This window comes from Rhodospirillales bacterium (assembly GCA_018666775.1).
Classification (GTDB): Bacteria; Pseudomonadota; Alphaproteobacteria; order SMXQ01; family SMXQ01; genus JABIXC01.
Map to the genome: position 1 here is coordinate 567,709 of JABIXC010000017.1, position 24,636 is coordinate 592,344.

Consider the following 24,636-nt stretch of genomic DNA (forward strand, 5'->3'; position numbering starts at 1 on the left):
AACCCTACTTTAAAACAATAAATGCACCCACCCGCACCAAATGGGAGTAGGAATTACTATTAAATGATAGGCTATGTGTCATACACAACCATAGCCTTAATTGATAGGTAAAAAGTATAAAGTTTTAAGAGAGTTTAAGTACAAACGCCTAGGTTGTGCATCCCACCATAAGGACCCATAAGATCAAGACTCATCATTGGAGAGAAATTTAAGTTTCCCCTTCCATTTGGTGCGAACTTCTTCGGCATACTCTGGGGAAATGGCGTTGACCTTAGGGAATTCATCCTTCCAATGCCATGGACGAACTGCATACATAATGATGCGGCTGTTGGTCATATTGTCTTGTTCACGGCGATCGGGTTGCAACATGGGGTCAATGTAACCTGTCCAGCACCCATCAATAATATCAGTCTGTGTCTTGGGATCCCAACGGGTCGCCAAGGCCCACATCACTTCGGCTGGGTTGGTAATATCGATATCATCATCAACCACAATCACCATACGCCCAAGATAAGCGCCGGACCCCGAACCAACAGCAACCAACCCCGCCATTTTGGCGTGACCGGCATGCATTTGTTCAATGGAAACCACGCGAATAAAGCGCGGTCCTCCGCCCGGCATGGTCCAAACGCCTTTAACACCGGGCACACCCGCTGCTTCCAATTCATCCCAAAGGGCCGCTGAGCGGAAGTGGGCAGACCCCCCCGTACCGTACCAAAACCCGGGCAGAACGGGGCGCATGGGTGGGGCACCTACAATGATGGGGTTATTGCGATGATAGATTGCCTTGATTTCAAACACCGGTTCGGGGCGCGAGTTGGATGCGTAATACCCCGGCCATTCCCCAAAGGGGCCTTCTTCGGCAGATCGCTTTTCCGGAGGCGGCATAAACCCTTCGAAGACAATTTCTGCATCGGCAGGGAATGTAATGCCGGTGTGTTTGCCCGTCACCAGTTCGATTGCTTTGCCAATCCTGGCACCGGCAATGGAAAATTCTGAAACTTTTTCCGGTGCCGTGGATGCAGCCGCCGCACCCAAAACCGGTGCTTGACCAACGCTGATGACCATGGGGCAGTCTTCGCCCCGTTCCCAATATTTTTTACGGATAACATCGCCGTGTTTGCCCGTTTCAATGAACGGACACAGCGACGTTTTGTCATTCACTTCCACCCGATACGTCCCGGCATTCACCCAATCACTATCAGGGTCACGGGTAATAACCATACATTCGGTACCGATATAGCGCCCACCATCATCTTGGTGCCATTTTGGTGCTGGGAAAGCCGCAGAATCAATCTCTGCACCCTCCATGATATTTTCAAAAACTGGGCCGGTCTCAACCATTTTCGGCGGGATGGGATCACTGTGTTTGCGGCGGTGTTTGCGATAGCTCTGCACCAGTTCCAGGCCTTCACCGGTATAAAAAACCTTGGAGGATCGAACATTGACCGCAACGCGGTAACCTTCGGGATAGCCCTTGATTTTATCAAAGACCAGAACCTTCGGGGCCTCTTCTTCGAGGCTCAATTCATACAACGCACCGATTTCAAGATCGGGATCAGCCCCTTCGACCAGTTGCAAATCATCGATACTTTCTGCCAATTCCAGGCACCGGCGTAAATCACCCAATGCCTCAAGGCGCATCGTTTCTTCATTGTTTAAAGACATATCAAACTCACCATTTTTTTATCCTAACTGTCTTTCCCCCCCCCCGTCCATCCGGGCACTTTCAGGTGTCATTCAAATTCTGAATTCTTCCAGTTTTTTCAAATCAATGGACGCCCCGATCCCCGGTCCATCGGGCACCTTGATGGCCCCTTTTTCAAAAATGAATTCGCCATCGAAGACATCCCTGGCCAATTTATGAAAAAAATGGGTTTCCGTGGGCCATGGGGCCAAATGGGAACACGCCGCGCGCAAATGAATGCGGGCCAATGCACCGATGCGCGATTCTGAATCCGTGCCAATGGTAACTGGCACCCCGGATTTTTCAGCCATGTCGATGATCTTAAGCGATTCTATGATGCCGGTGCGGCGCAATTTCACACTGACCCCGCCTACCCCATGGCCTTGGACAAGTTTTTCTGCATCCTCAAAATTGCCCGTGATTTCATCACCCAGCACAGGGATGGGCAAATCCCGGGCAAGCGCCGCCATAGAATCCAAATCTGATGGCGCACAGGGGTCTTCAATAAAGGACACCCCGTATTTTTCCAACTGCGACAAAATGGCTCTAGCCTCATCTTCCAGATAGCTGCCATTGGCATCGACCCAGATAATGCAATCGTCCCCCACGGCTGCACGCACCGCGCGCACCATATCCACGTCTTCCAGAGACCGTTTCCAGGTTTTAAGCTTTAACGCCGAAAACCCGGTTTCATATATGGCCTTTTCAGCCTCTGCCACCTGTTCCGCCACGGTATTTCCATGGACGATCCAGGTTACGGGAACCGGTGGGGGGGTAACCGTTCCACCCAACACCTTCCAGGCGGGCATCCCCCGAAGTTTCCCTTCCAAATCCAAAAGGGCAACATCCACCAGGCCGAGGGCCGCCCGGCACGCGGCATCTAAAACCCCGCCACAGCGCTGGATTAAACCGGCACGACCAAGGGGGTCTCCGCCCAAAAGCGCCGGACTGAAATGTGTCTCTATGGCTTTGATAATTGTGGCCGGTGTATCTCCGGTCTGGGGCATACGGCTGATGCATTCTGCGATGCCTTCGGCGCCATCTTTGGTGAAGATACGCAGCAACACATATTTGCCCGCATCTTCGGTTACAGAATGGAAATGCACTGGTTTTTTATAGGGTAATTCAAGACAAAGCGTTTCGATTGCCGCAATACGATCAGCCATAACCCAGCCTATTTCCCAAGGCGACGTGCAAAGTAATCAAAATAAAGCTCGACAGATTCAGTTGATGCACCATCGCCTTTTTTGCGCGCGCGTTCTTCATCATCGGGCCATGACCATGGTATGCCAGATGCCTGGATGGTCAGCTGTTCCTTGCAGGCTTCTTCTAATTGGACGCCAACAATTAATGCCCGGGCAATGGTTTCACCGCAAAACACAACGCCATGATTGCGCAGAAAAATTGCATCATGGCCATCCATGCATTCTGCAACCTCTGTGGCGACACTGACCTTGCGCACCAGTTCCGATGTCCCGGTATACCTGGGCGGTGGTGCTTTGAAATAATTCCCGGGGTTCGATACCGCCTGCAGCGGTTCTTCGGCAGCGGAAAAAACACGGCCATAAAACGGGTGGGAATGAAACGAGACATTAAAATCAGGCCTGCGTTTCAAAATTTCTGCATGGATCGGCCATTCGCTATGACGCTTGCCATCACCAAACAATTGCCTGCCATCAAAACCCAACAAAATAAAATCGCGCCAATCTTGAACCTCATCAAACGCAATCCCCCATCGTTTGATCCAAAATCCTTTTCCATCCGGGTCACGTAATGCCCCATGCCCAAGGGTGCGACTGCCATGCCCCTGAGCCTCAAGAATGCGGCACGCAAGGGCCAATTTATCCAGCTCAGAAATTAATTCCGGTTCCAAAACTTGAGAGGCATTATCAACTAAATTTTCGGCCATCACTTTTCCCTGTTTCAAATTTCGTGATACCATCCAGCACGCTGTGTATTACCGATGATTTCACACCCTATGGGGCAGCACAAGAACCCCTGTCATGGCGAACAATTGCAAGGGAGCGATTATGGCCATTATCGATGCCGATGCCCATGTCACGGAGACGCCCGAGACTTGGTCCTATATGGAAGAACATGAACAAGATTTACGCCCGCAAATATTCCTTCGCGATAAAACCGATGGCGCGCCATTAAAACCCAACATGCGCATGGAGTACTGGGTCATCGATGGTCGGTTGCAATCCAAAAGCAATGTTGGCAAAGACGTGCCTGATGCCGCTCGGGACATGGCCAATATTGATGTCAGGCTTGCCCATATGGATGAGATCGGAATCGATATTCAGGTCATTTATCCAAGCCTGTTCCTGCGCCCCCTGACCATTGAACCCGACACCGATTATGCACTGGCACGCAGTTATAACCGCTGGATGGCTGATATCTGGTCACGCTCAAACAACCGCTTGCGCTGGGTAGCCGTGCCGCCGCTTTTGTCTCTGGCCGATACTGAAAAAATGCGCGATGAATTGGCCTTTTGTAAAGAAAATGGGGCATGCGGCATTTTCATGCGCGGCCTTGAATGCGAACGCGTGTTGTCGCACCGTTTCTTCTTTCCCCTATGGGAAATTGCCCAGGATTTAGACTTGGCCATTTGTCTTCATGCCGGAACCAACAGCTTTGCCGTACACGACACCCTCCAAGGTGCCTCTTTAATGCTGTTTAAATTTCCCGTTATCGGGGCTTTCAATGCCTTGTTAGAAGATGAAATTCCCCAACGCTTCCCCGGCCTGCGCTGGGCCTTTATTGAAGCAAGCGCCCAATGGGTGCCTTACGTTCTTGGTGAAGCAAAAATCAGGCTCAACCGAAAGGGAAAACCCATGTATAGCGATCCGCTGGGGGACAACAATTTTTTCGTCACCACCCAGAAGACCGATGATTTACAATGGCTGATGGGTGAAGTTGGCGATTACAACCTGATCATTGGCACCGATTATGGCCACCGCGATACAGCCACAGAGGTTGAAGCCATCCAGCGCATGAGCAGCGATGGTGATCTGGACAAAGCAAGCGTCAAAAAAATTCTGGAAACCAATCCAGCGAACCTATACGCAATTTAGGGCACATCTTTTCAAGGTGCCGCATAATCGCTATCATTTTGAAAAACAATAGCTGGCCTAATCCTGCAGGGCCAAAAGGGAGAAACGGACAAGCATGGAATCCAACAGTGCTTTCAGCCATTTGGTGGTTGAGGTCTCAGACCTTGATAAATCCGAAGCGTTTTACCGGGATGTGATCGGGTTGGATGTTCTTGGCCGCGACCTGGTGGGTGAAGACAGACCCAATACCCTATTGGCCACCAACACCAGACAGCGGGTCTTGTTGATTGAGGTTGATGAAGTCCCCCCATACCCGGGCTCAGGTGGGTCCATCCATCACGCCTGGCTGCTGACCCCGGAACAGTTCAAAAATGCCCGTGATCGGCTTGAATCCTTAGGGTTTGAAACCGGCATTGATCCGCGCCAAAATTTCCGGGCCGTTGGGGAATACAACATGGATATTCATGACCCCGATGGTAACCGATACCAAATTCAGGCTTTTGGGGATGAAGCAACTGACATTTTGCCATCGGGTGCGGGCATGATGACCTGTGGCAAGATCGATGATTTTGCCATTGGTTCAGTCACGGCGTTTGGCAAAGGGCGGTTTTTCCTGAACCGGCTAGATGTTGGCTTCCTTGCGTTTTCCATGTGGTGTACCCACAAAAATGGCGCAACCATCTGGCAGAAAGAAAGCTGGCATTTTTACTGCCCATTTCATGGTGCAAAATATGATCAAACGGGATGTTACGTCGGGCACATGAAATGCAAGCCCATGCGTTTGCATCCCCTGTTTATTGATGATGGCGGCACCATCACGGTTGATACAGCCCGGTTTTACAATCGTGAAGCCTATGACGAAAGCCAAGCCGTTCCGGCCAAGGCAGGGGCGCAGTTCAACACAAACGGCCTTGAGGCGATTGAGCCCGAACAGAGAGATGGGACACAATAAATGGCAGATGTTGAAAGCATTTCCCACAGTGGCATCTGTGTCCATGACCTTAAGGAAGCAGAAGATTTTTATTGCAAGGTTCTGGGGGCTGAAACCCACAGCCGAGTAAATTTCAAAACCCAGGATGCGCTTCGGGGCCGGTCCATCCATACCACGCTGGTGCTTGATGATTACCTGTTCGCGGTCATGCTCAGCGAAGACTGGATGACCATCCCAGATAAAAAAATAATCCATGGGGCCAACCGTACCCGTCACGCATTTTGTGTTCCAAAAGCACGGTTCGCCACAATTATTGAACGCCTTGAAACCCACGCGGTTCCGTTCGAAGGCCCGAAAGCCCATCCGGAAAAGGGACCTTTTGGAGAATCCGTTTATTTCCGTGATCCAACGGGGAATTTCCTGGAAATTATCTGGCGACGCGATGAAGACACCCCGTATAACGAAGTACAGGCTTTGGGCCATGGCGGGAGAGGCATTTGACCCAGAGAACATCAATTCATGAGCCCATCATTGAGGGTATTGCCTTTGCCATCATTGAAGTTTCAGACATTGAAGCATCGGCTGGGTTCTATAAAAAATATTTAGGGCTGAGTAACGCGCCGCACGATGCGCTGCCTGATGATTTGTCCGGGTCACGTTCCATGGCCCTGCAGTGCCCCTCTGGCCAGATGCTTGTTCTGGTTGAACGTGCGACACCGCGATGTTTTCCAGACACGGGCGTTCATCTGGCCTATCGCGCCAGTGCGGATGCCCGCGATGCCATATGCCAATCCCTCAACGGGGACGCCATCCCCATTGAGCACTATCACGAAGACCGTCCAGCAGAATTAGATGATAATTGTTATTTCGCCGATCCTGATGGCAACCGCATACAGATCGTGATTGATGCCTCATCCGATAGGGAACAAGGCGTTTTAGGGCTGGATCATGGGGCCATTCAGGCATCTGACCTTGAATGGGCCGAAGAATTTTATATCGATCAACTGGGCTTTCAGGTTGATCACCGGGTTGGCTGGAAGACATCAGATTATATCCGGGCTCAGGTCTGGAAAGATGGCAAAGAAGATATGGCGCCGGGGACTAGGCGCCTGGATCAGCGCTATCGCGATATTCCCGGCGGAAAACCCGGCCAAGGCCGCGCTGTTGCCCGACCAAACATGCAGGTATTCCTGAAAATGGGATCGACGGCACTGGGACTTTATCTCGCCCTTTCCCATGAACAGGAACCATCAACGGATAAAATCAAAGGCACGCCACGCATTGCCTACAAAACATCGCGCGCAGCCCTTGACCATATGGCTAAAAATCTTAAATCCAGCCAGGGGAATTTTCTTGGACCCGAAGATATTGGCAATGGCACTGCGCTTTATTTCCGTGATCCTTGCGGTAATTTTCTTGAACTGTGGTGCCAAAAGGATAGCTGATGGTCGACAAAAGCCCGTTCCCAGAACCTCAGGCGCCATATTTTTTGCCACGGTTTTCTATCGCTGAGCGCGACCGACGCTGGGCAGCCGTTCGCGCATTGATGGCTGAGCACAACATCGACGTTATCATTGCCCCGCAAAACACTGGGCATTCCATGGATTTTCAGGCCGATACCCGCTACCTCACCCATTGTGGCGGCGGTGGAGATGCCGATATCGCTGCCGTCTTCCCATTGGAAGGTGACGTGACCGTGATTGCCACATCGGCAACACCGCGCTGGCTGCCGAATGTTCAAGACTGGACCACAGACATACGCGAAGCACGGCGCAATTACGGCCGTGTCATGGTGGAACGCCTAAGCGAGTTAGACCTGACCCATAACCGCATCGGCATTACAGGGCTTGGCGAAATTGGCGGCACCCGTTCCCCCGAAGGCCTGATCATGCATGGCACCTGGAAACAAATTAGAGAGGCCTATCCCAACGCGGAAATTGTTGATGCCACAGATATTCTGGCCACCGTGCGCGACGTAAAAAGCGATGAAGAAGTCGCCTGCCTGAGACGCGCCGTGGAAATAATCGAACAAGGCTACATTTCCGAGATTGCAGCAGCGCGCGTTGGTGCAGTTGATTGGGAAGTTTGGGCCGCAGCTCAATATGGGCTGTTAAAGGCCGGGTCCGAAGCCCCCATTCATTGCAACTGGATATCGGGGCTAAATGTTATCCGGACCCTGACCCGACCAACCTTTCGAAAGCTGGAAAGCGGTGATCTGATCATTAACGAGCTGGAAGCATGCTGGATTGGCTATCAGGCCCAATGCGTGCAGCCCGTCTTTGTCGAAAAAGCCAACCCCATCCATGAAGAATTGATCAAAATTCAACACGATGTCTTTCATGACGTTCTGGCCGCGATCAAGCCCGGCACAAACCTTGGCGTTCTATCCGACCTGACCGATTCAATCGTTGCACGCATGGCCCCTAAAAAAGGCCCCTGTGCCGGGGCAAGGGCCAAATTGACCATGCATGGCAAGGGTGCCGGCGACGACGGCCCCATTATTACCGGTTCTGCCCGCGAAGCCCGGGATATGGGTTATGCGCTAAAAGCCAATATGACCGCCGTATTCAAACCCTCGATCATGACCGAAGACGGCACATCACTGTGCACCTGGGGCGATACAATCGTTATCACGCCAGAAGGTGGGAAACGCCTGGGCACCCGATCACACGGGCTTGCCATTTCTGGGTGACATGACACAATGAGTGAAAATTATAAATAAATGGGAGGATTAAATGAAACAAGTGAACGCCATCCTTGGAACAGCTTTGATTGTGTCAGCAGCGACGCTCTCCGTGCTTTCCTATTCAGCCGGGGCTGCCGACCTGCCCAAATCAACCCAAAAAATTATTGCCAAACTTAAACTTCCCCCAGCCTTGTTAAAGGGACTGGAAGAAGAGGCAAAGATGCCCGCCAAGATGCTGGCGGCTGCAAAAAAGGAAAAGGGCCGTTTGAAAATTGGCGGCACTTGGGATTCCGATCAATTCAGCAAGCTGATTGCCCCATTTAAAGAACGCTTTCCTTTCATCGATGTCCGTTATGCCCGGGCCACACGCCATGACCGCGTGATCAAACCCCTGATCGCATATCAGAACGGGCGGATCATCAACGACATCATTTCAGGCGTTGGGGCAAAATTCGTTTTGTTCCGCAACCTGAATGCCATTGAGAATTTATCATCTGTTCCCAACTGGAAGAATGTTCCCAAGGGAATGAAACATCCAAAGGGCCTATGGATCGGCCAGCGACTGCGTTACTGGTGCATGTCTTACAACACGGACCGGGTTAAGAAAGCAGAACTGCCTAAAACCTGGGATGACCTGATTACCGACAAGCGCTGGCATAACAAAAAAATTGGTCTTGGCAATCGGCCTAACCTCTGGCTAATCGGGCTTTGGGGAACCAAGGGCCGAAAGTGGGCTACCCAATACGCGAGAGATCTTCTTCACGTCGTTAATCCTCAATTGCGTAAAGAGGGCATGAATGCCCTGATCGGCCTGACTGTTGCCGGAGAATTTGATGCGGCCCTGCCGTCCGCCGCTTACCGCACCGGTCAGATGATTCAAAAAGGTGCCCCGGTTGGCTGGCATTGCCCGGAACCCGTGCCATTGTCCATTTCAGAAATGGTCGTTATGCGCGGCAGCAAGCGTAAAAATTCTGCATTGATGTTTATCAACTGGTTTTTATCCAAAGAGGGGCAAATCAGCCAATTCGCATCAAACCTGGCACCCCCGGTTCATCGCGATCTTCAAACCAAGGAATTCCTGACCTTCCCCGATCAAATCGTCGGCAAAAAAATCGCCTTTCGCGATCCGGAAGTTCTTGAAAGCGATCTGCCAAAGCTATTGCGGGTTTGGGACCCACTCTGGTTTTCAGGTCGGGGCATGAAACTTGTTACCGTTGACTCCACCATCACCAGATTAAAGCGTGGTGCCAGATATGTGGTCTTCAAGGTCAAAGGCAAATCCCATACGGTCAAGGTTTCAGGCAGCCGGACAGAAGTTAGCGTCAAGGGCAAGGAAGCCGGGCGCAAACAATTGAAGGTTGGGATGAAATGCAAATTCACCTATCCCGGCGACAAGGAAGAAGCCAAAAGAATTAATTGCAAATAACGTAAATAAAACTAAACCCCCGGGCCATTTGGTCCGGGGGTTTTTTATTGGAAAGATGAAAAAGATTAATTGGGAACGGGTTGAACGCCGCGCACCAGTTTTCCGGGCAGGTGTCCGGTTTCCTCGCCTTCGCGATAAATCGGCACACCGGACACAATCGTTGCAACGTATCCCTTCGCCCGCTGCAACAAACGCTTTGCCCCCATGGGCAGGTCATTGGCCATGTAGGGCCGTTCAATCTCCAAACGATCCATATCAATAATGTTGAAATCAGCCTTAAAGCCAACATCGATCATGCCCCGATCCAAAAGCCCGACCACGGCAGCGGTGTCGCTGGTTATTCGCTTTACCAGCCAGCTGATATCAAGCGCGTCTTCGCCCCGGTCGCGGCCCCAATAGCTCAGCATAAAGGTTGAAAAACTGACATCGGAAATATGGGCAACATGGGCACCGCCATCGCTGACGGCGACCACAGAGCGGGGATGCTGGATCAGTTCCTTGCAGCCTTCAAGGTTATGGTGTCCATAGCCTGAATTGGGCGCAAACAGCATGCTGTGACCATCATCTTCCAATAGATAATCATAGACAAAATCGAATGGATCACGCCCTGCCGCTTCTGCCAGCATATCAATGGAGGTTGAACGATCCGGTGCATAATTGGGTGGGTCACCAAATAGAAACATGAAATCAAAATTCTGGACCCGTTTAACCACGGTTTCATTTTTTTCATCTGCAGATTCTGAAAGCAATTTTTTCTTAAAATCTGGATCGCGCATGATGGCGCCCTTTTTTTCCAAAGGTTCTTCGGCAATTTTTTTGTATGAGGGGTGGAAGCAGAAAGGATGGCGTTCCATATCCAGACCAAACAGCGTGCCCAATGGCCGGGGAATGGTCTGGGCGTAAACGGGATAGCCTTCTTCGGACAACCCATCGATCATTTCCATCGTATCGCGCCAGCCTTCCGGGTCCCTGATTCTCTGCAACACCGTGAGCGACAACGGGCGTTTTGATTCCGTGACCATTTGTCGGACAACTTTAAACTCTTCTTCGCGATCTTCAGGGCCAAGATTGAGGATCATTTGAAGAACCCCCCTGCCCGCATCGGTCAGGCCAAGGGCGATGCCCGACAATTCATCTGCATTTGCCCCCATGGATGGGATGGGCTCGCCTTTTTTTGTGCGGTGATTACGCGATAGAGAGGTGGAAAACCCCATGGCACCGGCCTTCACTGCCTCTACTGTCAGGCGGCGCATTTCAGCAATATCTTCATCCGTTGCGCGTTCACGGCGCACTGCCCGTTCCCCCATAACAAAGACGCGCATGGCCGAATGGGGAAGATAGGCACAAATATCAATATCGTGGCGGCGGCGTTCAAGGGCATCCAGATAATCGGGAAAAGAATTCCAGTCCCATTTCAGCCCCTTACGCAGAACAGCGCCGGGGATATCTTCTACCCCTTCCATCAATTCCACCAAAACATCACGATCTTCGGCACGAACGGGGGCGAACCCTACGCCGCAATTGCCCATAACGGTAGTGGTCACCCCGTGCCACCCCGATGATAGCAACCGTTCATCCCAAATAGCCTGACCATCGTAATGGGAATGGATGTCCACGAAGCCAGGCGTTACCAAAAGGCCTGATGCATCGATTTCTTCTTTGGCTGGCCCTGAAACCGAGCCCACTTCGACAATTTTTCCATCGATGACAGCAATATCGGCTTCAAACAGCGGATTGCCCCGGCCATCGGCAATGGTGCCACCCCGAATAATCAGATCATACGTCATGTAAATTCCTATCCTGAGCGTCCCAAATGCGTTGTGCACCATCATAGCCACAGCCTGCCCGCAGCAGCAATATGGGCTTTTTCTCTGATTACTCCCGATTTTGAAGAATTATAGACAGACTCTCCATTGCCAGACCGGGTTTCACTGGTAAACTTATCTTTGTAAACGCCAAACAACACAATGAATGGCCCAATAGACAAGCTTGAATGGGCGGCGGCCATTTTTTAAAGGAGAGTACAACATGTCTCAAAATCTTCGTGCATGGACAATTGCCTGTCTGGGCATCCTTGCTATTGGGGGCGCGGTAATCAGTGATGCCAGCGCCCAATCTCTTGAACGATTTTACAAGGTAAAAGGGCTTCGCATTGTCGTCGGCTCTGGGGCTGGTGGTGGGTATGATACCTACACCCGGGCCTTTGGACGCCATTATACAAACCACCTGCCCGGGAACCCGCGCATTGTGGTCCAGAACATGCCAGGGGCCAGCGGCATCCGTGCAACCAACTGGGTCTACAACAAGGCACCAAAAGATGGTTCCGTTATTATGGCAACCTATCAGTCCTTGATCGATGAAAACCTTTTGGGCAACCGCAAGGTAAAATTCGATGTTAAAAAATTGGGCTGGCTTGGGTCTATCGGCAAAACCCACCATCTTTGCGTGAGCTGGAAAGCCCGCAGCAAAATCACCAATATCAAGCAGGCCATCGGCAAGGAATTGACCGTATCGGCCACGGGGCGGTCCGGTAATTCGGCGACGGTGCCATTGTTGCTAAATCAAAGTGTCGGTACCAAATTCAAGGTTATTGCTGGGTACTCCACCACGGGTTCCAGACTTGCGCTGGAACGCGGCGAAGTGGATGTCATCTGCGGTCTTGGCTATTCAACATTGAAGGCATCAAACCCTGATTGGTTTATCAAGAAAAGAGTCAATGTCATCGCCCAAATCGCGCTGACCCGGCACAAGGAATTCCCCAATGTGCCGAATGCCATGGAACTGGTTAGCGCCAGTGATAAAAAGGTCTATCAATTCTTTGGTGTGGCACAGCAAATGGGCCGTCCCTACACGGCACCTCCGGGGCTCGCACCTGATCGGCTTAAAGCCCTTCGGGTTGGGTTCAACAACACGGTGAAAGACAAGGCATTCCTTAAAGACATGGGCAGACTTCGTCTTTCCGTTGATCCCCTGACCGGTCAGGAAATGGAAGCCCTGATCGAGAAGTTGTACCAGTACTCCCCAGACGTTCTGGACCGAGTTGGTAAACTGCTTGGGGTCGCCAAAAAAGAACGCATCTTTGCCTGCAAAAAGTTCTCCAAGAGACCAAAGAAGTGCAAGAAAAAGAAAAAGAAGAAAAAGAAGAAAAAATCCTGATCATCAGGGTTTAAACAAATTTCCCCCTCTGGCTTATGCCGGAGGGGGTGTTTGTTTAGTCTTTACCGATGAAAATCACCGCGATTGAGCCAATCTTGATCAAGCTGCCCTATGAACATGGGGCACCAAAGCCCCCTATGGGTGCCGGCCCTGTACGTGAAACCATGGACGCACTTTTGCTTCGGGTTGAAACGGACAAAGGGATCACGGGCTGGGGCGAAGCATTTGGCTTTGCCACCACACCGGTCACCATTTCTGCCATTGAAAATGCCCTGACACCATTGGTCATTGGTCAGGATGTCGACGACATAGAAAAACTGACCACCACCATCAAACGCAAAATGCAAAATATGATGCATGGCGGGCCTGCGCGATTTGCCGTTTCTGCCCTTGACATTGCGCTATGGGATATTCGTGGCAAAGCCATGGGAGAGCCGGTCTGGAAACTGCTAAATGACAAGGCAACCAGAGATTATGTGCCGGCCTATGCCAGCCTGTTAAAGCTTGGCGAACCAGACCGGGTATCCAAAATATGTGATGCGGCCCTTGAAAGGGGTTACCGCCATATCAAACTTCATGAACGCACGGTTGAAGCCACCAACGCAGCACGAGAGGCCATCGGCCCAGATGTTTCATTGATGGTTGATACCAATTGCGCATGGACTGTGGATGAAGCCATAGCAATGGCGCAACAGATGCGCCCCCTGAACCTTACATGGCTTGAAGAGCCAATATCACCCCCCGATGATTACGCTGGCCTTGCCCGGGTCCGCTGTGAAGGCGGTGTGCCTGTGGCCGTCGGTGAAAATCTTGGAAACCCCATGGATGTTCATTGGCTGGCAGGTGAAAATGCAGCAGATTTCATCCAGCCAAGTGTCGTCAAACTGGGCGGCATCAGTGATGTCTGGAAAACCCAGGCTTATGCAAAAACGAAAGGCATCCGTGTGATGCCCCATTCCCCATTCGTCGGTCCCGGCCTGATCGCGACCATCCACATTGTCGCTGCCATGGAAGATGATGTCTGGTGTGAACACCGTTATTGCGATCTTGGGGCCGACCCGCTTAAAGGCACTGCCCCGTTTGTTGATGGCAATCTTATGGTCCCCCAAAAACCGGGGCTTGGGATTGAAATGGATATGGACATCGTTGAACGGTATCGTACAAAACCATAAAAATTGGGAGGACAATCATGACCCAGATAGAAAATAGCCGGCCAGATTTGGATAAAGCACCAAAGCCAGACCCATTCAGACTTCGGGCGCAGCTTGTGGATGAAGGCAGTAAATCATGGGTGTTGGGCGAAACCGAAAACATGCAGATTAAAATCCGTGTTTATTCACCCAATGGTGGCGAAAATGCCATGCATGCCCATCACAATCAGGACCACAGTTTCGTTATTTTACAAGGCACAGCCCGGTTTTATGGCGCCCAGGGTGACACCTGGGATTTGGGCCGGAACGAAGGGCTGATGTTGCCCGATGGGGCTTATTATTGTTTTAAAAATTCTGGTGAAGAGCCTTTGGTTGTTTTGCGCATTGCCGCCAATATGCCCCATAAGGGCGACCCCCAAAAACGGCTTGGCATTGAGGGAAATCAGATTGATCCCCATACGCCAGAAAACAAACGTCCTGAAAAAATTGTTTATCGTGAAGGTGAGTTTTACGAATAAACGGAGAAACCCACAAAGCCCAAACGGGGCCTAGGCCTAACGTATCATTAGAACGACTTTGCCCCGGACATGGCCCGTTTTGCTTAATTCCTGCGCTTGCGCTGCTTCGGCCAAGGGGAATGCTTTGATCTCAGGTGGCTTCAGTGCACCCATATTCACCAAAAGGGCCACTTTATCTAAAAGGGCACGGCTTCGTTTAACATCGGGGCGCAGAACCTCCACGTTACCCGGTGCCTTAAAACCTTTAGGCCCGCGCGCAATATGGACAAGGCGACCTCCAGGTTTTAAAACAGCACAACTACGGGCCTGAACATCCCCACCAACGGTGTCAAACACCACATCACAGGGCGGACAAGCTTTCGCAAAATCAACACTGTTATAATCGATGACGTCATCGGCCCCTAAACCCCCTACGTAATCATGATTTTGGGCACTGGCGGTGACAATGACATGGGCACCAACATTATGGGCAATTTGCACTGCCATGCTGCCAACCCCACCGGCCCCGCCATGGATCAAAATGGTTTCACCTTCATCAAGGCGTGCGGTTTCTATTGATACCAGTGCCGTTAATCCACCAAGCGCCATAGCAGCGGCTTCTGCATGGCTGATTGCATCTGGTTTTTTTGCAATGATGGATGCTTTCATGGCAATGGCCTGGGCACACGCACCTTCTTGACCCTGATCGGTTACCCCGAACACTTCATCACCTGGATGAAAATCTGTTACATCAGGTGCGACAACACGCACAACACCAGAAAAGTCGCGCCCGGGAATATGCGGCAAGGTGATCCAGTCTGCATTGCTGTATTGGCCTTCGCGGACCTTCCAATCTGCTGGGTTAATGCTTGCAGCTGCAATGTCGATGACAACTTCACCGGGGCCCGCGACAGGGTCCAGAACATCACGGAAGTGCAACACCTCCGGTCCGCCATATTCATCGATTTGGATTGCCTTCATGGCAGATCAATCAAGCTGCGATTTCGCCGGCTTCGGCAAGGCCAACACATTTATCAGGGGGCAGAGTGATATTAACCATAGCACCAATTTCAAAATCGCATTCCGGATTGGCCCGGACGCGAATTTCTTCATCCCCGGCCTCAATCAGATAATCGATCACTTCACCTAAGAATATGCGGTTGGTAATCTTGCCCTCAAAATGATTGCCACCCTCAGCCGGTGCCTTATCAGACAGGACCACGTCTTCGGGACGAATGACAATAATAATATCATCCTTCAACGATGCATTTTTTGAGAACAAACAGCGGATAATGCCATGGGGTGTGGCCACAGTTCCCATGCCATCCCCGGCGACGGCACTTTCGACAAAACCCCGCAGGAAATTAGTGGAGCCCACAAAGCCTGCAACAAATTCTGTAATTGGCTTGTGATAAATATCATAAGGTGCGCCGCGTTGGATAACATGGCCAGAATTCATAACCGCGATTTCATTGGATAACGCCAATGCTTCCCCTTGGTCATGGGTGACATACAAGGTGGTGATGTCGAGTTCCAGCTGCAGACGCTTCAGTTCAAACCGCATTTGTTCACGCAGTTTTGCATCCAGATTGGAAAGCGGTTCATCCAGCAATAAAAGCTTTGGCTCACGGACAAGGCCACGGGCAAGAGCCAGACGCTGTTGCTGGCCCCCTGAAAGCTGGGTTGATGAACGTTTTTCATAACCTTCGAGGCGAACCATTTCCAAAGCACGGGCGACCATTTTTTCAATTTCGCCATTGGTGTATTTCTGGTCCTGGGAAACGCGCATAGGAAAAGCAACATTCTCGAACACCGACATATGCGGCCAAATGGCATAGCTTTGAAATACCATGCCAATGCCCCGACGGTTTGCAGGCACATTAATATTTTGTGCCGCATCAAACACAATTGTTCCATCAATGATGATGCGTCCCGCATCGGGTTTTTCCAATCCGGCAACCGACCGCAATGTTGTTGTCTTGCCGCACCCTGATGGGCCCAGTAGCGTCAACAAATTACCGGTATCTAGTTCCAGGGACACACCACCAACGGCGGCCACCGTGGAACCATCACGGGTAATGAAGGTTTTCTCCAGCGCTTCAATGGTCAGCATTACGTCTTACTCCTTTGCAACCAACCGGTGTTCTTAACCCCGTTTGGAGACTTTATTTTCCATATACCGCATCAAGCCAACGATCATGACCAGCGGAACAATTTGAATGACACTGATGGCGGCAACATTACCGAAGCTGCCCCCTTCTTCCCAAAGGGTCAGGCTGATGGTGCCCAGAACCTGGGTTGTTGGGCCGGCCAAGAACAGCGATGCTGTTAATTCACGAACGCCCATCACAAATATATAAAGCCAAGCCGCCATCAACACCGGCGACATCAATGGCATCAACACACGCCGGAAAGTCTGCATTAATGTGGCACCAGAAACCTCGGCCACTTCTTCCAGTTCTTTATGAATTTGGATCATGCCGCCAGAGGCAAACCGCATGCCATAGGGCAAATACATGGTCACGTAGGCAATCAAGAGAATCCAGATCGTGTTGTAAACCGGAATGGGCAAGATCAAATAGGCAAACAGAATGGATGCGCCAATGATCACACTGGGGATGGCAATGGGAATGAACGCGATGGCATCCAGGGTCCAGGCATATTTCATTCGCGTGCGCTGCACGATCCAGGCCATAACGAAGCCCAGAAACACAACGATGGTCGCCGACATGGCCCCAAGCATCGCGCTGTTCTTAAGGCCGCTCAGGAATACCGGGTATTCCAAAATATAAACGTAGCTTTCCAGTGTAAAATCTTTGATCAAATCCACATTGGGCACCGTCTTGAAGTAGAACGACTGCCAGACCAGCGTAAACAGCGGCAGGCCCAAAGCCAAAACAAACACAAGCCCTGTCATAATGGTGACCGGCCAACGCCAGACACCAAGGCGAAGCGGCGTTGGCATATAGCCCTTACCGGTGATGGTGGCATAGGCTTCGGCATGGCGGGTCGCGCGACGATAAAAATAAACGCCGATGATGCAGATCGCCAGCAACGTCAGCCCAAGAGCCGATGAATAGCCGAATTCTGGCGGCGCTTCTGCGATGGCATCTCGAATTTCTGTTGTAAACACATTGATGCCGCTGGGCTGACCCAACAGCAAGGGAACCTCAAATGATTCAATGGCACGGACAAAGATCAACAAAAGGGTCGATAGCAGCGCTGGCTTTAACAAAGGCATGGTAACCCGTCGTGTCACCTGCCAGTTTTTAGCGCCCGACACCACGGCGGCTTCTTCCATGCGGATATCCAGAACCCGGAAGGCTGGCCCCATCAAAAGATAAGCTAGTGGGAAATAATGGGATGATAGAACCCAGATCATCCCGCCCATGGTAAAAATATCAAACGGCGCTTCTGTGAGCCCGAACATGCTTTTCAGCACATCGTTGCCCCAACCAATATTCGGACTGAGCGTTAAGGCCCAGGCCATCGCAATGATTAGCCCCGGAATGGCAAAGGCGATCAGGGAAAGACCGTGAAAAATGCTTCGCCCGGGTGCATCAGTGCGTTCAACCACCCAGGCAATTGCCACACCAACCACAAGGGTCAGTGCCGATGATCCAATCGCAAAGATGACGGAATTTTCAACAAGGTTCCACAGGTGATCAACTGTGTAGGCATTAATAAAATTATCAAATGTAAATGCGCCGGGACCCTCGGGGGTGTCTTCTGCAAAGGCAACATAAAGAAGGGATGCCAGTGGAACAAAAACCAGCCAAAGACACAAAAGCGCACAGGCAATAATCACAAACCGGCTTACGGTCAGCCATTCAGAAAAACGCATAAGAGCGTTCTTTTTCATAGGGATTGTAGGAAGGCTGGACATTGATACCCCCAACTTAAACAGCGGGGGCAACCAGCCCCCGCTACTTTAAGAAACGCGATTACTTTATTTTTTTCTTCTTTTTTTCCGCTTCTTCGGGCCCTTACCGAAGATTTTCTTGAATTTTTTATTCCACTTTTTGTCCTCTTTCCCGGACATGATAACCGGAATGATTTTACGCTTGTTGATAATATCGAGAACGTTAGCGGGATTGGGCGTCACGTCGGTCCGGGTTGGGATACGGCCGGACTTTGCGAGTTGGGTTTGCCCTTCTTTACTAACCAGATAGTTTGCACCAAGTCTGGCAGCGGAAGGGTTGCCCGCAGCAGAGCTGATACCGACCTGGCCATAAAACACAGCGACAGGATCCATCACCCACCAGTCAATGGGGTTGCCCTTGAGCTTGGTACGAATGCTCAGGTTGATGTAGTTGTTCAGCGAAATCAGATGCTCGCCAGAAGCCGTGTTCCGTGCAAGGGCACCGTGGCCTCGGGTCACTTTAACCTGCAGCTTACTCTTGATCGCACGAAGAAGCTTTTCGCCTTTTTTTGCACCGTAATGATCAAAAACGGCTTTAACCCATTCATTGTCACCCTTATCGATGGCAATGCGGCCTTTCCATTCAGGGTGCTTCAGAAAATCATCATAGGTCTTCGGCAAATCGGCTTTCTTGACCTTATCACTGTTATAAGCGAGGCCATTGTAATTGGCATACACCCCATACCAGCGCTTGTTCGGATCCTTGGCGATGGCCGGAATTTCCTTGGCGAGAGGGGGTTCGTATTGGGCCACCCATTTCTTTGGCAATTTGTGCACTGCTGTGGTCTGGAGAATGTCCCAGCCCGGCTTCTTTGCACGTCTTTCCACGGAGATCCGTGCCATCAATTTGACATCCGATGCCCGCACATAAACTGTTTTGAGCCCGGTTACCTTGTCGAAGATTTTCCAAAGAGGCAGTGCCTCCCTTTCATTCATCGACCCATAAACAACCAGATTGCCGCCTTCTTTCTTGGCTTTGGCCAAAAGACCTTTATCCATCCAAGACGGGTCTGCTGCGAACGAAGGTGCAGAACCCACTGCAAGGGTCATAGCCCCGGCACCGAGCAGCGCAAACGCAGCATTTTTAGCATATGATTTAAACATTTCATTCTCCCCTTATTGTCGTTTTAGATTCTTTTTTATTGTGTTTCATTATGGAAAACACACCCCCTGATTGTCAAACAAGCATTCCAACCAAAGAGCGAATTTATTGGAGGTTTCCCCTTTAATCATTAAAAACCCCCGGTTTCCGTTATATGCAGAAGCCAGGGGGTTTTAAATGCGTCACCTTTCGGTATTTGTTTCTTGCTTACCAGCCTTTGGGCAGCGGATTGGCAATGGCCTCATCCAGTGAACTGGCCCGGCTGAATTGATCCGATGGCCGCAGGCTGCCCGATTCATCAACTTGATCCATCTGGCAATAAATCTCGAATTCATAATCATCGGGATCACGGAAATTAATGGCGATGTTACACCCCGCACCCTTCCGGCCTTCGAACACGATGGGGATATTGTTCGCCTTTAGAAAATCGCGGGCTTTAAGCAAAATGTCGGTGTTATCCACCTCCATGGCCAGATGCTCTACCTGCATGAATTCTTTAAAATCGGCACGGGGTTTGCCATTGCCAGGTGCTAGGCCAATGGCATGATGGTCCGCTGCACAGCGAAAGAAAACCATGCCACGTTCGTTGCGATCGGTTTCATGAAATCCCATGACCTCAGTCCAGAATTTGACGGAACGTTCAATGTCGCTAACCACGTAAACCATATGGCCAAGCTTATTCACCTTAATCGGTGATGTTCCAACGTATGACGATGTCGCCTCTGTCTTCTGACCGTCCATTTTATCCTCCATCAGAGTGAACTTTCTTGGGGCCATGATAGCCCATATTGCAGCAGTTTAGAAACCTTCAAAAAACCCCAACGTTTGGGCTAATCCCTAAAATTCAGGTATTGCAGCGGATGTTCATGGCCCATGCCCTTTACCAAATCAATCACGGACTGAAGATCATCACGTTTTTTCCCTGATACACGCAATTCATCGCCCTGAATGGCAACCTGGGCCTTAATTTTGGAACCCTTGATTGCCTTGACGATTTTTTGAGCCAATTCACGATCCACGCCCTGTTTGATATTCACCACTTGGCGCACAGCATTGCCCGATGCCACCTCTACTTTGGCAAAGTCAAATGCGCCCGGTTCAACCTTTCTGCGCACCAAGTAGCCCTTAAGCAACTCCTGAATTTGCTTCAGTTTCAAATCATCATCGGCATTCAAGGTAATAACGTCGTCCTTGCGCTCTATCGTGCAATTGCTGCCCTTAAAATCATAGCGCGTGGAAACCTCACGCAATGCCCCCTGAATGGCATTGTCGACCTCTGGAAGTTCAGTTCTGGAAACGATATCGAATGATGGCATAAGCCAACCTCAATGTTGCTGGTTACGGTTTATTGTATTCAGGGCGCGGCTGCTGGACTTCTACGCCATTGCCTTTAAGTTCGGCTTCATAATCATTAAAGATTTTAGGATCTTCATCATCATATTCTATCTGATCGGGGCCATCGCCACCACCAGTCATGCCGATCTTCAGCGGATGTTCTGGACTGCCGCCGCGCCGCAATGCCAAATACCGCGCAGGGTTTGGCCCTGTGTTGAAATGCTGATGGAACCACCATTCTGGCGGTGCAAACAGGGAATTTTCAGACCAATCCACCCGGGTTGGTTCTTCCCCTTCTTTCCACAACAAGGAATAGCCTTCACCGCCTAAAATAATAACATGCGCCCCCGGGCCATGGCGGTGGCTTTTTTTATAAGTACCAACTGCAAATTCTGATAAATGGCACGCCATGGTGTGACCAGACATGGACATATGGAATGATTTGGCCCCGTGTCCCCGCATCTTCCATTGCAGAAGCTGGAATTCCAGCGTATCGGGAATCAGATTAACCCGCGTTACCCGACCACCAATGTATTCATGTTCGCCATTGAAAAAACTGTTTTCGCCTTCATATCGATCATCAAAAACGAAATCATTATCAAAAACAAATTTTTCATTGTGATAGAGGTTCATGGTCAACGGCGCATTGGTCACCATCAAAAGACGCGCTGGTTTGTCTGAATCCAGATTGACGTGCTGATAGCGGGTATTGAGCGGCGGCCCAAACAGCGATCGTTTCTGCCAGGGCACGGCATTGGTTGGTGTGCCCTCTTGTTCAATGATCGTCTCACCATGACCATCGACGACAAAAATCCACGTTTCAAACATATGGGTAATGGGTTCAGTTTTTCCACCCGGCGGAATTTCAACGATCATTGCCGTGGTCAGAAATGGATCAGCCAAATTGACAAATGCCGCAGGCACGCCCATGCGTTTCCAATGCCCCAATTCCACATCCATCATGTTCTCAACATGGAACACCTTATGGATGGGAATGCCTTCGCCTTCTTGCCAAGCATCATAGAATGCAGGTGGCTTTACAAATTCTTTTGTTGCGGCATCCCCAGATGAACGGGCATTGAAATTATCTGTCATTTTCAGGCTTCCTTTATAAAGTTTATTTTTTTGCTATTTGCTGTTGCATGCGACCTTTTTGGCCCGCGCTCCATCACCGGGATAGGTAACCTTGCAGGTCATGCCGGGTTTGAATTTTTTACGGCTTGTATTTTTACCATCTAAGGTCACTTCTGTCCGCCGACGACTGATCCCTGCGGTTTTTTTCTTACCCTTGTGCATGAAATAGATGATCCGCCCGCCCCGTTTTACGGCCGTCAAGACCACGGAAACAGTTTTGGCCGGGCCTGTCTTTTCCACAGGCCCGCCGGCACTCTGCCACATCGGCGTATACATATTCACCAGTTTTGGATATTCCAACCGCAGCTTGCCTTCATCCCGGATGGCAATGGGCTTGCCCGCCACTTCTTCGGGGAAGGGAATAAATTCTTTGCGATTGGCAAGGTCCGCACGCACAGGAACCGCACTGTTTGCGCCAAATTGAGAAATTTGGCCTTCTTTTGACAAAAACCAGTTGGTAAAAATCAACGATGAATATTTGTGCGGGTTATCTTTCAAAACCATCATGATGGAAATGGCGAGCGGCACGGGCACCGGACAATGAAAGGCAATGGGCGCACCCCTGTCCTGATACTGTTTAACCCGATACGCAGCGGCCGCAACGGTCGCATGAAATTCGCCTGCCACGGTCAAACCGATCATGGCGTTGGCACCTTCTTTGCGCAATTGCGGTTTCACGACCGTGAACAATTTACGCATAAAACTCTGAACCCAGTCCGGGCCTTTCTTCAGCCACAACATGGAAAGCCACAGGTTGGGCCGATTGGGAATCCCAAGATTCCCACCGCGCCATCGGGGATCGTCAACCAAATCTTCCCAGCGTTTTGGCATTTCTGATTTTTTTACCTTGTCCGTATTATAGGCCATGCAACGGTGGGCTACTTTTTGGCCGACCCACAATCCATTTTCTTCGCGCATGTCTTTGGAAAGAAATTTGTAATTTGGCACCACACGCAGGTCTTCCAGCGCGTTGATGTCTTTAAAACGAACCCAATCGCCACCGGGGCTGATGATAATATCGCTCAGATACCGGCCAGATTTAAGGGCAAGCAGAGGCTTAATCCCACGGTCATACCGGCCACCACGGGCATAGCTGATGGGGATGTCGGGGTAGCGCAATTTAAAGGGGGCCGAGAGTTTCCTAAATTGCGAAGGGTCCCAAGCCCCCAGAATTTTAAGCGGTTTTTCTTTTTTTGCGTTGGCCAGCCAGTTTTTCGGCACAACAAGTTCGGCATCCAGCCCCGAAAGAATTTCTGGATTAAGCTTCAGCTTTTCAAGCAAAGCCTGGGTCGGGGCTGGTAATTGGGCAGCAACAACCGGGCTACATGCAACACCGCCTGCAATCAGCAGGGCAAGAGACATTTGATTGGCACGTTTTAAAAACATTTTGGCCTCCCTATGCTCGTTTGAGAAATCCGGGGTTCAGGATTTGTTATACTTTGGTCGATCTTGCCGAATTTCTGCCCCATTCTTTTTAAGCGACTCCAGAAATTCTTCATAAATTTCGGGGGATTCATCTTCATATTCAATTTGATGATCTTTGGCGAAATCGGGATCCGTATTTGGCCCCGGTGCGCCGATGCGGATCGGGTGTTCCGGTGCGCCCTTGCTTTTCAATGCAAGATACCGTGCTGGCCCTTTCCCGGTATTAAAGTGCTGGTGGTACCACATGTCAGGGGGTGAAAACATTGCGTTTTCAGACCAGTCCACCCGTTTTGGTTCATCACCTTCGGCCCAGTTCAGCGAATAGCCCTCACCTTGTAAAATGATGACATGGGCACCCGGGCCGTGACGGTGTGCCTTTTTATAGGTTCCCGGTTCAAATTCGGAAACATGGGCCCCGATGGTGTGGTGGCTCATGGACAGAAATACAGAACGCGCAGCTTTGCCCCGTTCCTTCCATTCATGAAGATAAAATTCCCGGATGTCCTTGACCATATTGGTGCGGGCGTAGCGCTGGCCCATCACTTCGAAATCTGGATTAAAATATCCCTGTTCGCCGCTGTAACGATCATCGAACGTGAACTTGTTATCAAAGATGAATTGTTCATTGTGATAGAGGTTCATCGTCAACGGCGCATTGGTCACCATCAAGAGGCGTGCAGGTTCTTCTGAATCCGTATTGCGATGGGTATAGGTGGTGTTCAGGGGGGGGCCAAACAGGGATTGGGTTTGCCAGGGCACAACCTGATCTTTGGTACCCTCTTGGCAGATCAGGGTATCACCCTTTCCCTTGATGACAAATACCCACGTTTCAAACATATGCTTGATCGGTTGGGTCTGTTCGCCGGGTTTCAATTCCAGAATGATTGACGACGAAATAAACGGATCAGCCAGATTTAAAAAAGCACCATCAACGCCCATGCGATCCCACCGGCCCAGTTCCACATCCATCAAATTGTTGACATGGAATGTTTCATAACTGGGGATACCCTCGCGTTCCTGCCAGGCATCATAAAAAGGCTTGGGACGAACAAATTCCTTGGTTGCATCATCGCCAGATGAACGCGCATTAAAATTATCTACCATGGTGCTTTTGGCTTTTTACGAGCC

Annotated in this window: 22 protein-coding genes; 9 read left to right on the forward strand and 13 right to left on the reverse strand. The window is 50.5% G+C overall.

Features of this window, described 5'->3' with window-relative positions:
- Positions 1–183 precede the first annotated feature (183 nt).
- From HOJ08_10700 to HOJ08_10710, 3 genes are all read right to left on the reverse strand, one after another.
- On the reverse strand, positions 184–1,668 hold the full coding sequence (locus tag HOJ08_10700; protein ID MBT5673896.1) for a UbiD family decarboxylase: 1,485 nt from the start codon (positions 1,666–1,668) through the stop codon (positions 184–186).
- A gap of 72 nt (positions 1,669–1,740) precedes the next feature.
- The gene (locus HOJ08_10705; protein ID MBT5673897.1) at positions 1,741–2,853 is read right to left on the reverse strand and encodes a mandelate racemase/muconate lactonizing enzyme family protein; all 1,113 of its coding nucleotides are present in this window, start codon (positions 2,851–2,853) and stop codon (positions 1,741–1,743) included.
- 8 nt (positions 2,854–2,861) lie between these two features.
- A complete protein-coding gene (locus tag HOJ08_10710; GenBank protein ID MBT5673898.1) occupies positions 2,862–3,596 on the reverse strand; it encodes a class II aldolase/adducin family protein in 735 nt (244 codons plus the stop codon).
- Positions 3,597–3,717: 121 nt separating this feature from the next.
- Between HOJ08_10710 and HOJ08_10715 the strand changes: the two genes are divergently transcribed.
- The 6 genes from HOJ08_10715 (at position 3,718) to HOJ08_10740 (ending at position 9,786) form a co-directional block, all read left to right on the forward strand.
- On the forward strand, positions 3,718–4,764 hold the full coding sequence (locus HOJ08_10715; protein ID MBT5673899.1) for an amidohydrolase family protein: 1,047 nt from the start codon (positions 3,718–3,720) through the stop codon (positions 4,762–4,764).
- A gap of 94 nt (positions 4,765–4,858) precedes the next feature.
- Positions 4,859–5,695: a Rieske 2Fe-2S domain-containing protein gene (locus HOJ08_10720; GenBank protein ID MBT5673900.1), complete on the forward strand. Its 837-nt coding sequence runs from the start codon at positions 4,859–4,861 to the stop codon at positions 5,693–5,695.
- Positions 5,696–6,175, forward strand: a complete 480-nt coding sequence (locus tag HOJ08_10725) for a VOC family protein (GenBank protein ID MBT5673901.1) — start codon at positions 5,696–5,698, stop codon at positions 6,173–6,175.
- Positions 6,172–7,119, forward strand: coding sequence for a VOC family protein (locus HOJ08_10730; GenBank protein ID MBT5673902.1), 948 nt, complete (start codon positions 6,172–6,174; stop codon positions 7,117–7,119). Before HOJ08_10725 ends, HOJ08_10730 begins: the two co-directional genes overlap by 4 nt.
- A complete protein-coding gene (locus tag HOJ08_10735; GenBank protein ID MBT5673903.1) occupies positions 7,119–8,366 on the forward strand; it encodes an aminopeptidase P family protein in 1,248 nt (415 codons plus the stop codon). Before HOJ08_10730 ends, HOJ08_10735 begins: the two co-directional genes overlap by 1 nt.
- A 43-nt stretch (positions 8,367–8,409) precedes the next feature.
- Positions 8,410–9,786, forward strand: a complete 1,377-nt coding sequence (locus HOJ08_10740; protein ID MBT5673904.1) for an extracellular solute-binding protein — start codon at positions 8,410–8,412, stop codon at positions 9,784–9,786.
- A 65-nt stretch (positions 9,787–9,851) separates the two neighbouring features.
- Here HOJ08_10740 and HOJ08_10745 read toward each other — a convergent pair whose 3' ends face one another.
- Positions 9,852–11,573, reverse strand: a complete 1,722-nt coding sequence (locus HOJ08_10745; GenBank protein MBT5673905.1) for an amidohydrolase family protein — start codon at positions 11,571–11,573, stop codon at positions 9,852–9,854.
- A gap of 241 nt (positions 11,574–11,814) precedes the next feature.
- Between HOJ08_10745 and HOJ08_10750 the strand changes: the two genes are divergently transcribed.
- The 3 genes from HOJ08_10750 (at position 11,815) to HOJ08_10760 (ending at position 14,611) form a co-directional block, all read left to right on the forward strand.
- Positions 11,815–12,942, forward strand: coding sequence for a hypothetical protein (locus tag HOJ08_10750; GenBank protein MBT5673906.1), 1,128 nt, complete (start codon positions 11,815–11,817; stop codon positions 12,940–12,942).
- A 68-nt stretch (positions 12,943–13,010) separates the two neighbouring features.
- Positions 13,011–14,114 (forward strand): mandelate racemase/muconate lactonizing enzyme family protein, encoded by a 1,104-nt coding sequence (locus HOJ08_10755; protein ID MBT5673907.1) that lies wholly within the window; start codon positions 13,011–13,013, stop codon positions 14,112–14,114.
- Between the two features lie 17 nt (positions 14,115–14,131).
- Positions 14,132–14,611: a cupin domain-containing protein gene (locus HOJ08_10760; protein MBT5673908.1), complete on the forward strand. Its 480-nt coding sequence runs from the start codon at positions 14,132–14,134 to the stop codon at positions 14,609–14,611.
- A gap of 36 nt (positions 14,612–14,647) precedes the next feature.
- On the opposite strand, the gene HOJ08_10765 is transcribed toward HOJ08_10760, so the two are convergent.
- From HOJ08_10765 to HOJ08_10805, 9 genes are all read right to left on the reverse strand, one after another.
- Entirely contained in the window at positions 14,648–15,571 is a 924-nt protein-coding gene (locus tag HOJ08_10765; GenBank protein ID MBT5673909.1) for an NADP-dependent oxidoreductase, read from the reverse strand.
- Positions 15,572–15,581: 10 nt separating this feature from the next.
- Positions 15,582–16,703, reverse strand: coding sequence for an ABC transporter ATP-binding protein (locus HOJ08_10770; GenBank protein ID MBT5673910.1), 1,122 nt, complete (start codon positions 16,701–16,703; stop codon positions 15,582–15,584).
- 33 nt (positions 16,704–16,736) lie between these two features.
- A complete protein-coding gene (locus HOJ08_10775) occupies positions 16,737–18,434 on the reverse strand; it encodes an iron ABC transporter permease (protein MBT5673911.1) in 1,698 nt (565 codons plus the stop codon).
- A gap of 105 nt (positions 18,435–18,539) precedes the next feature.
- Positions 18,540–19,562 carry an extracellular solute-binding protein gene (locus HOJ08_10780; GenBank protein ID MBT5673912.1) on the reverse strand — a complete coding sequence of 341 codons (1,023 nt, stop codon included), beginning with the start codon at positions 19,560–19,562 and terminating at the stop codon, positions 18,540–18,542.
- A 259-nt stretch (positions 19,563–19,821) separates the two neighbouring features.
- Positions 19,822–20,355, reverse strand: a complete 534-nt coding sequence (locus HOJ08_10785) for a hypothetical protein (protein MBT5673913.1) — start codon at positions 20,353–20,355, stop codon at positions 19,822–19,824.
- An 89-nt stretch (positions 20,356–20,444) separates the two neighbouring features.
- Entirely contained in the window at positions 20,445–20,930 is a 486-nt protein-coding gene (locus HOJ08_10790; GenBank protein MBT5673914.1) for a YajQ family cyclic di-GMP-binding protein, read from the reverse strand.
- 22 nt (positions 20,931–20,952) lie between these two features.
- On the reverse strand, positions 20,953–22,044 hold the full coding sequence (locus HOJ08_10795; GenBank protein MBT5673915.1) for an ethanolamine ammonia lyase-activating protein: 1,092 nt from the start codon (positions 22,042–22,044) through the stop codon (positions 20,953–20,955).
- Between the two features lie 33 nt (positions 22,045–22,077).
- Positions 22,078–23,469, reverse strand: coding sequence for an extracellular solute-binding protein (locus HOJ08_10800; protein ID MBT5673916.1), 1,392 nt, complete (start codon positions 23,467–23,469; stop codon positions 22,078–22,080).
- A gap of 36 nt (positions 23,470–23,505) precedes the next feature.
- On the reverse strand, positions 23,506–24,612 hold the full coding sequence (locus HOJ08_10805) for an ethanolamine ammonia lyase-activating protein (protein MBT5673917.1): 1,107 nt from the start codon (positions 24,610–24,612) through the stop codon (positions 23,506–23,508).
- Positions 24,613–24,636: the final 24 nt, after the last annotated feature.

What these genes read in the sequence shown, in the direction of transcription:
- HOJ08_10700 (MBT5673896.1), bottom strand. Translation starts at nt 1,668, where the DNA reads ATGTCTTTAAACAATGAAGAAACGATGCGCCTTGAGGCATTGGGTGAT.
- HOJ08_10750 (MBT5673906.1), top strand. Translation starts at nt 11,815, where the DNA reads ATGTCTCAAAATCTTCGTGCATGGACAATTGCCTGTCTGGGCATCCTT.
- HOJ08_10765 (MBT5673909.1), bottom strand. Translation starts at nt 15,571, where the DNA reads ATGAAGGCAATCCAAATCGATGAATATGGCGGACCGGAGGTGTTGCAC.
- HOJ08_10785 (MBT5673913.1), bottom strand. Translation starts at nt 20,355, where the DNA reads ATGGACGGTCAGAAGACAGAGGCGACATCGTCATACGTTGGAACATCA.
- HOJ08_10720 (MBT5673900.1), top strand. Translation starts at nt 4,859, where the DNA reads ATGGAATCCAACAGTGCTTTCAGCCATTTGGTGGTTGAGGTCTCAGAC.
- HOJ08_10735 (MBT5673903.1), top strand. Translation starts at nt 7,119, where the DNA reads ATGGTCGACAAAAGCCCGTTCCCAGAACCTCAGGCGCCATATTTTTTG.
- HOJ08_10805 (MBT5673917.1), bottom strand. Translation starts at nt 24,612, where the DNA reads ATGGTAGATAATTTTAATGCGCGTTCATCTGGCGATGATGCAACCAAG.
- HOJ08_10745 (MBT5673905.1), bottom strand. Translation starts at nt 11,573, where the DNA reads ATGACGTATGATCTGATTATTCGGGGTGGCACCATTGCCGATGGCCGG.
- HOJ08_10710 (MBT5673898.1), bottom strand. Translation starts at nt 3,596, where the DNA reads ATGGCCGAAAATTTAGTTGATAATGCCTCTCAAGTTTTGGAACCGGAA.
- HOJ08_10725 (MBT5673901.1), top strand. Translation starts at nt 5,696, where the DNA reads ATGGCAGATGTTGAAAGCATTTCCCACAGTGGCATCTGTGTCCATGAC.
- HOJ08_10770 (MBT5673910.1), bottom strand. Translation starts at nt 16,703, where the DNA reads ATGCTGACCATTGAAGCGCTGGAGAAAACCTTCATTACCCGTGATGGT.
- HOJ08_10790 (MBT5673914.1), bottom strand. Translation starts at nt 20,930, where the DNA reads ATGCCATCATTCGATATCGTTTCCAGAACTGAACTTCCAGAGGTCGAC.
- HOJ08_10740 (MBT5673904.1), top strand. Translation starts at nt 8,410, where the DNA reads ATGAAACAAGTGAACGCCATCCTTGGAACAGCTTTGATTGTGTCAGCA.
- HOJ08_10780 (MBT5673912.1), bottom strand. Translation starts at nt 19,562, where the DNA reads ATGACCCTTGCAGTGGGTTCTGCACCTTCGTTCGCAGCAGACCCGTCT.
- HOJ08_10760 (MBT5673908.1), top strand. Translation starts at nt 14,132, where the DNA reads ATGACCCAGATAGAAAATAGCCGGCCAGATTTGGATAAAGCACCAAAG.
- HOJ08_10795 (MBT5673915.1), bottom strand. Translation starts at nt 22,044, where the DNA reads ATGACAGATAATTTCAATGCCCGTTCATCTGGGGATGCCGCAACAAAA.
- HOJ08_10715 (MBT5673899.1), top strand. Translation starts at nt 3,718, where the DNA reads ATGGCCATTATCGATGCCGATGCCCATGTCACGGAGACGCCCGAGACT.
- HOJ08_10755 (MBT5673907.1), top strand. Translation starts at nt 13,011, where the DNA reads ATGAAAATCACCGCGATTGAGCCAATCTTGATCAAGCTGCCCTATGAA.
- HOJ08_10800 (MBT5673916.1), bottom strand. Translation starts at nt 23,469, where the DNA reads ATGTTTTTAAAACGTGCCAATCAAATGTCTCTTGCCCTGCTGATTGCA.
- HOJ08_10705 (MBT5673897.1), bottom strand. Translation starts at nt 2,853, where the DNA reads ATGGCTGATCGTATTGCGGCAATCGAAACGCTTTGTCTTGAATTACCC.
- HOJ08_10775 (MBT5673911.1), bottom strand. Translation starts at nt 18,434, where the DNA reads ATGCGTTTTTCTGAATGGCTGACCGTAAGCCGGTTTGTGATTATTGCC.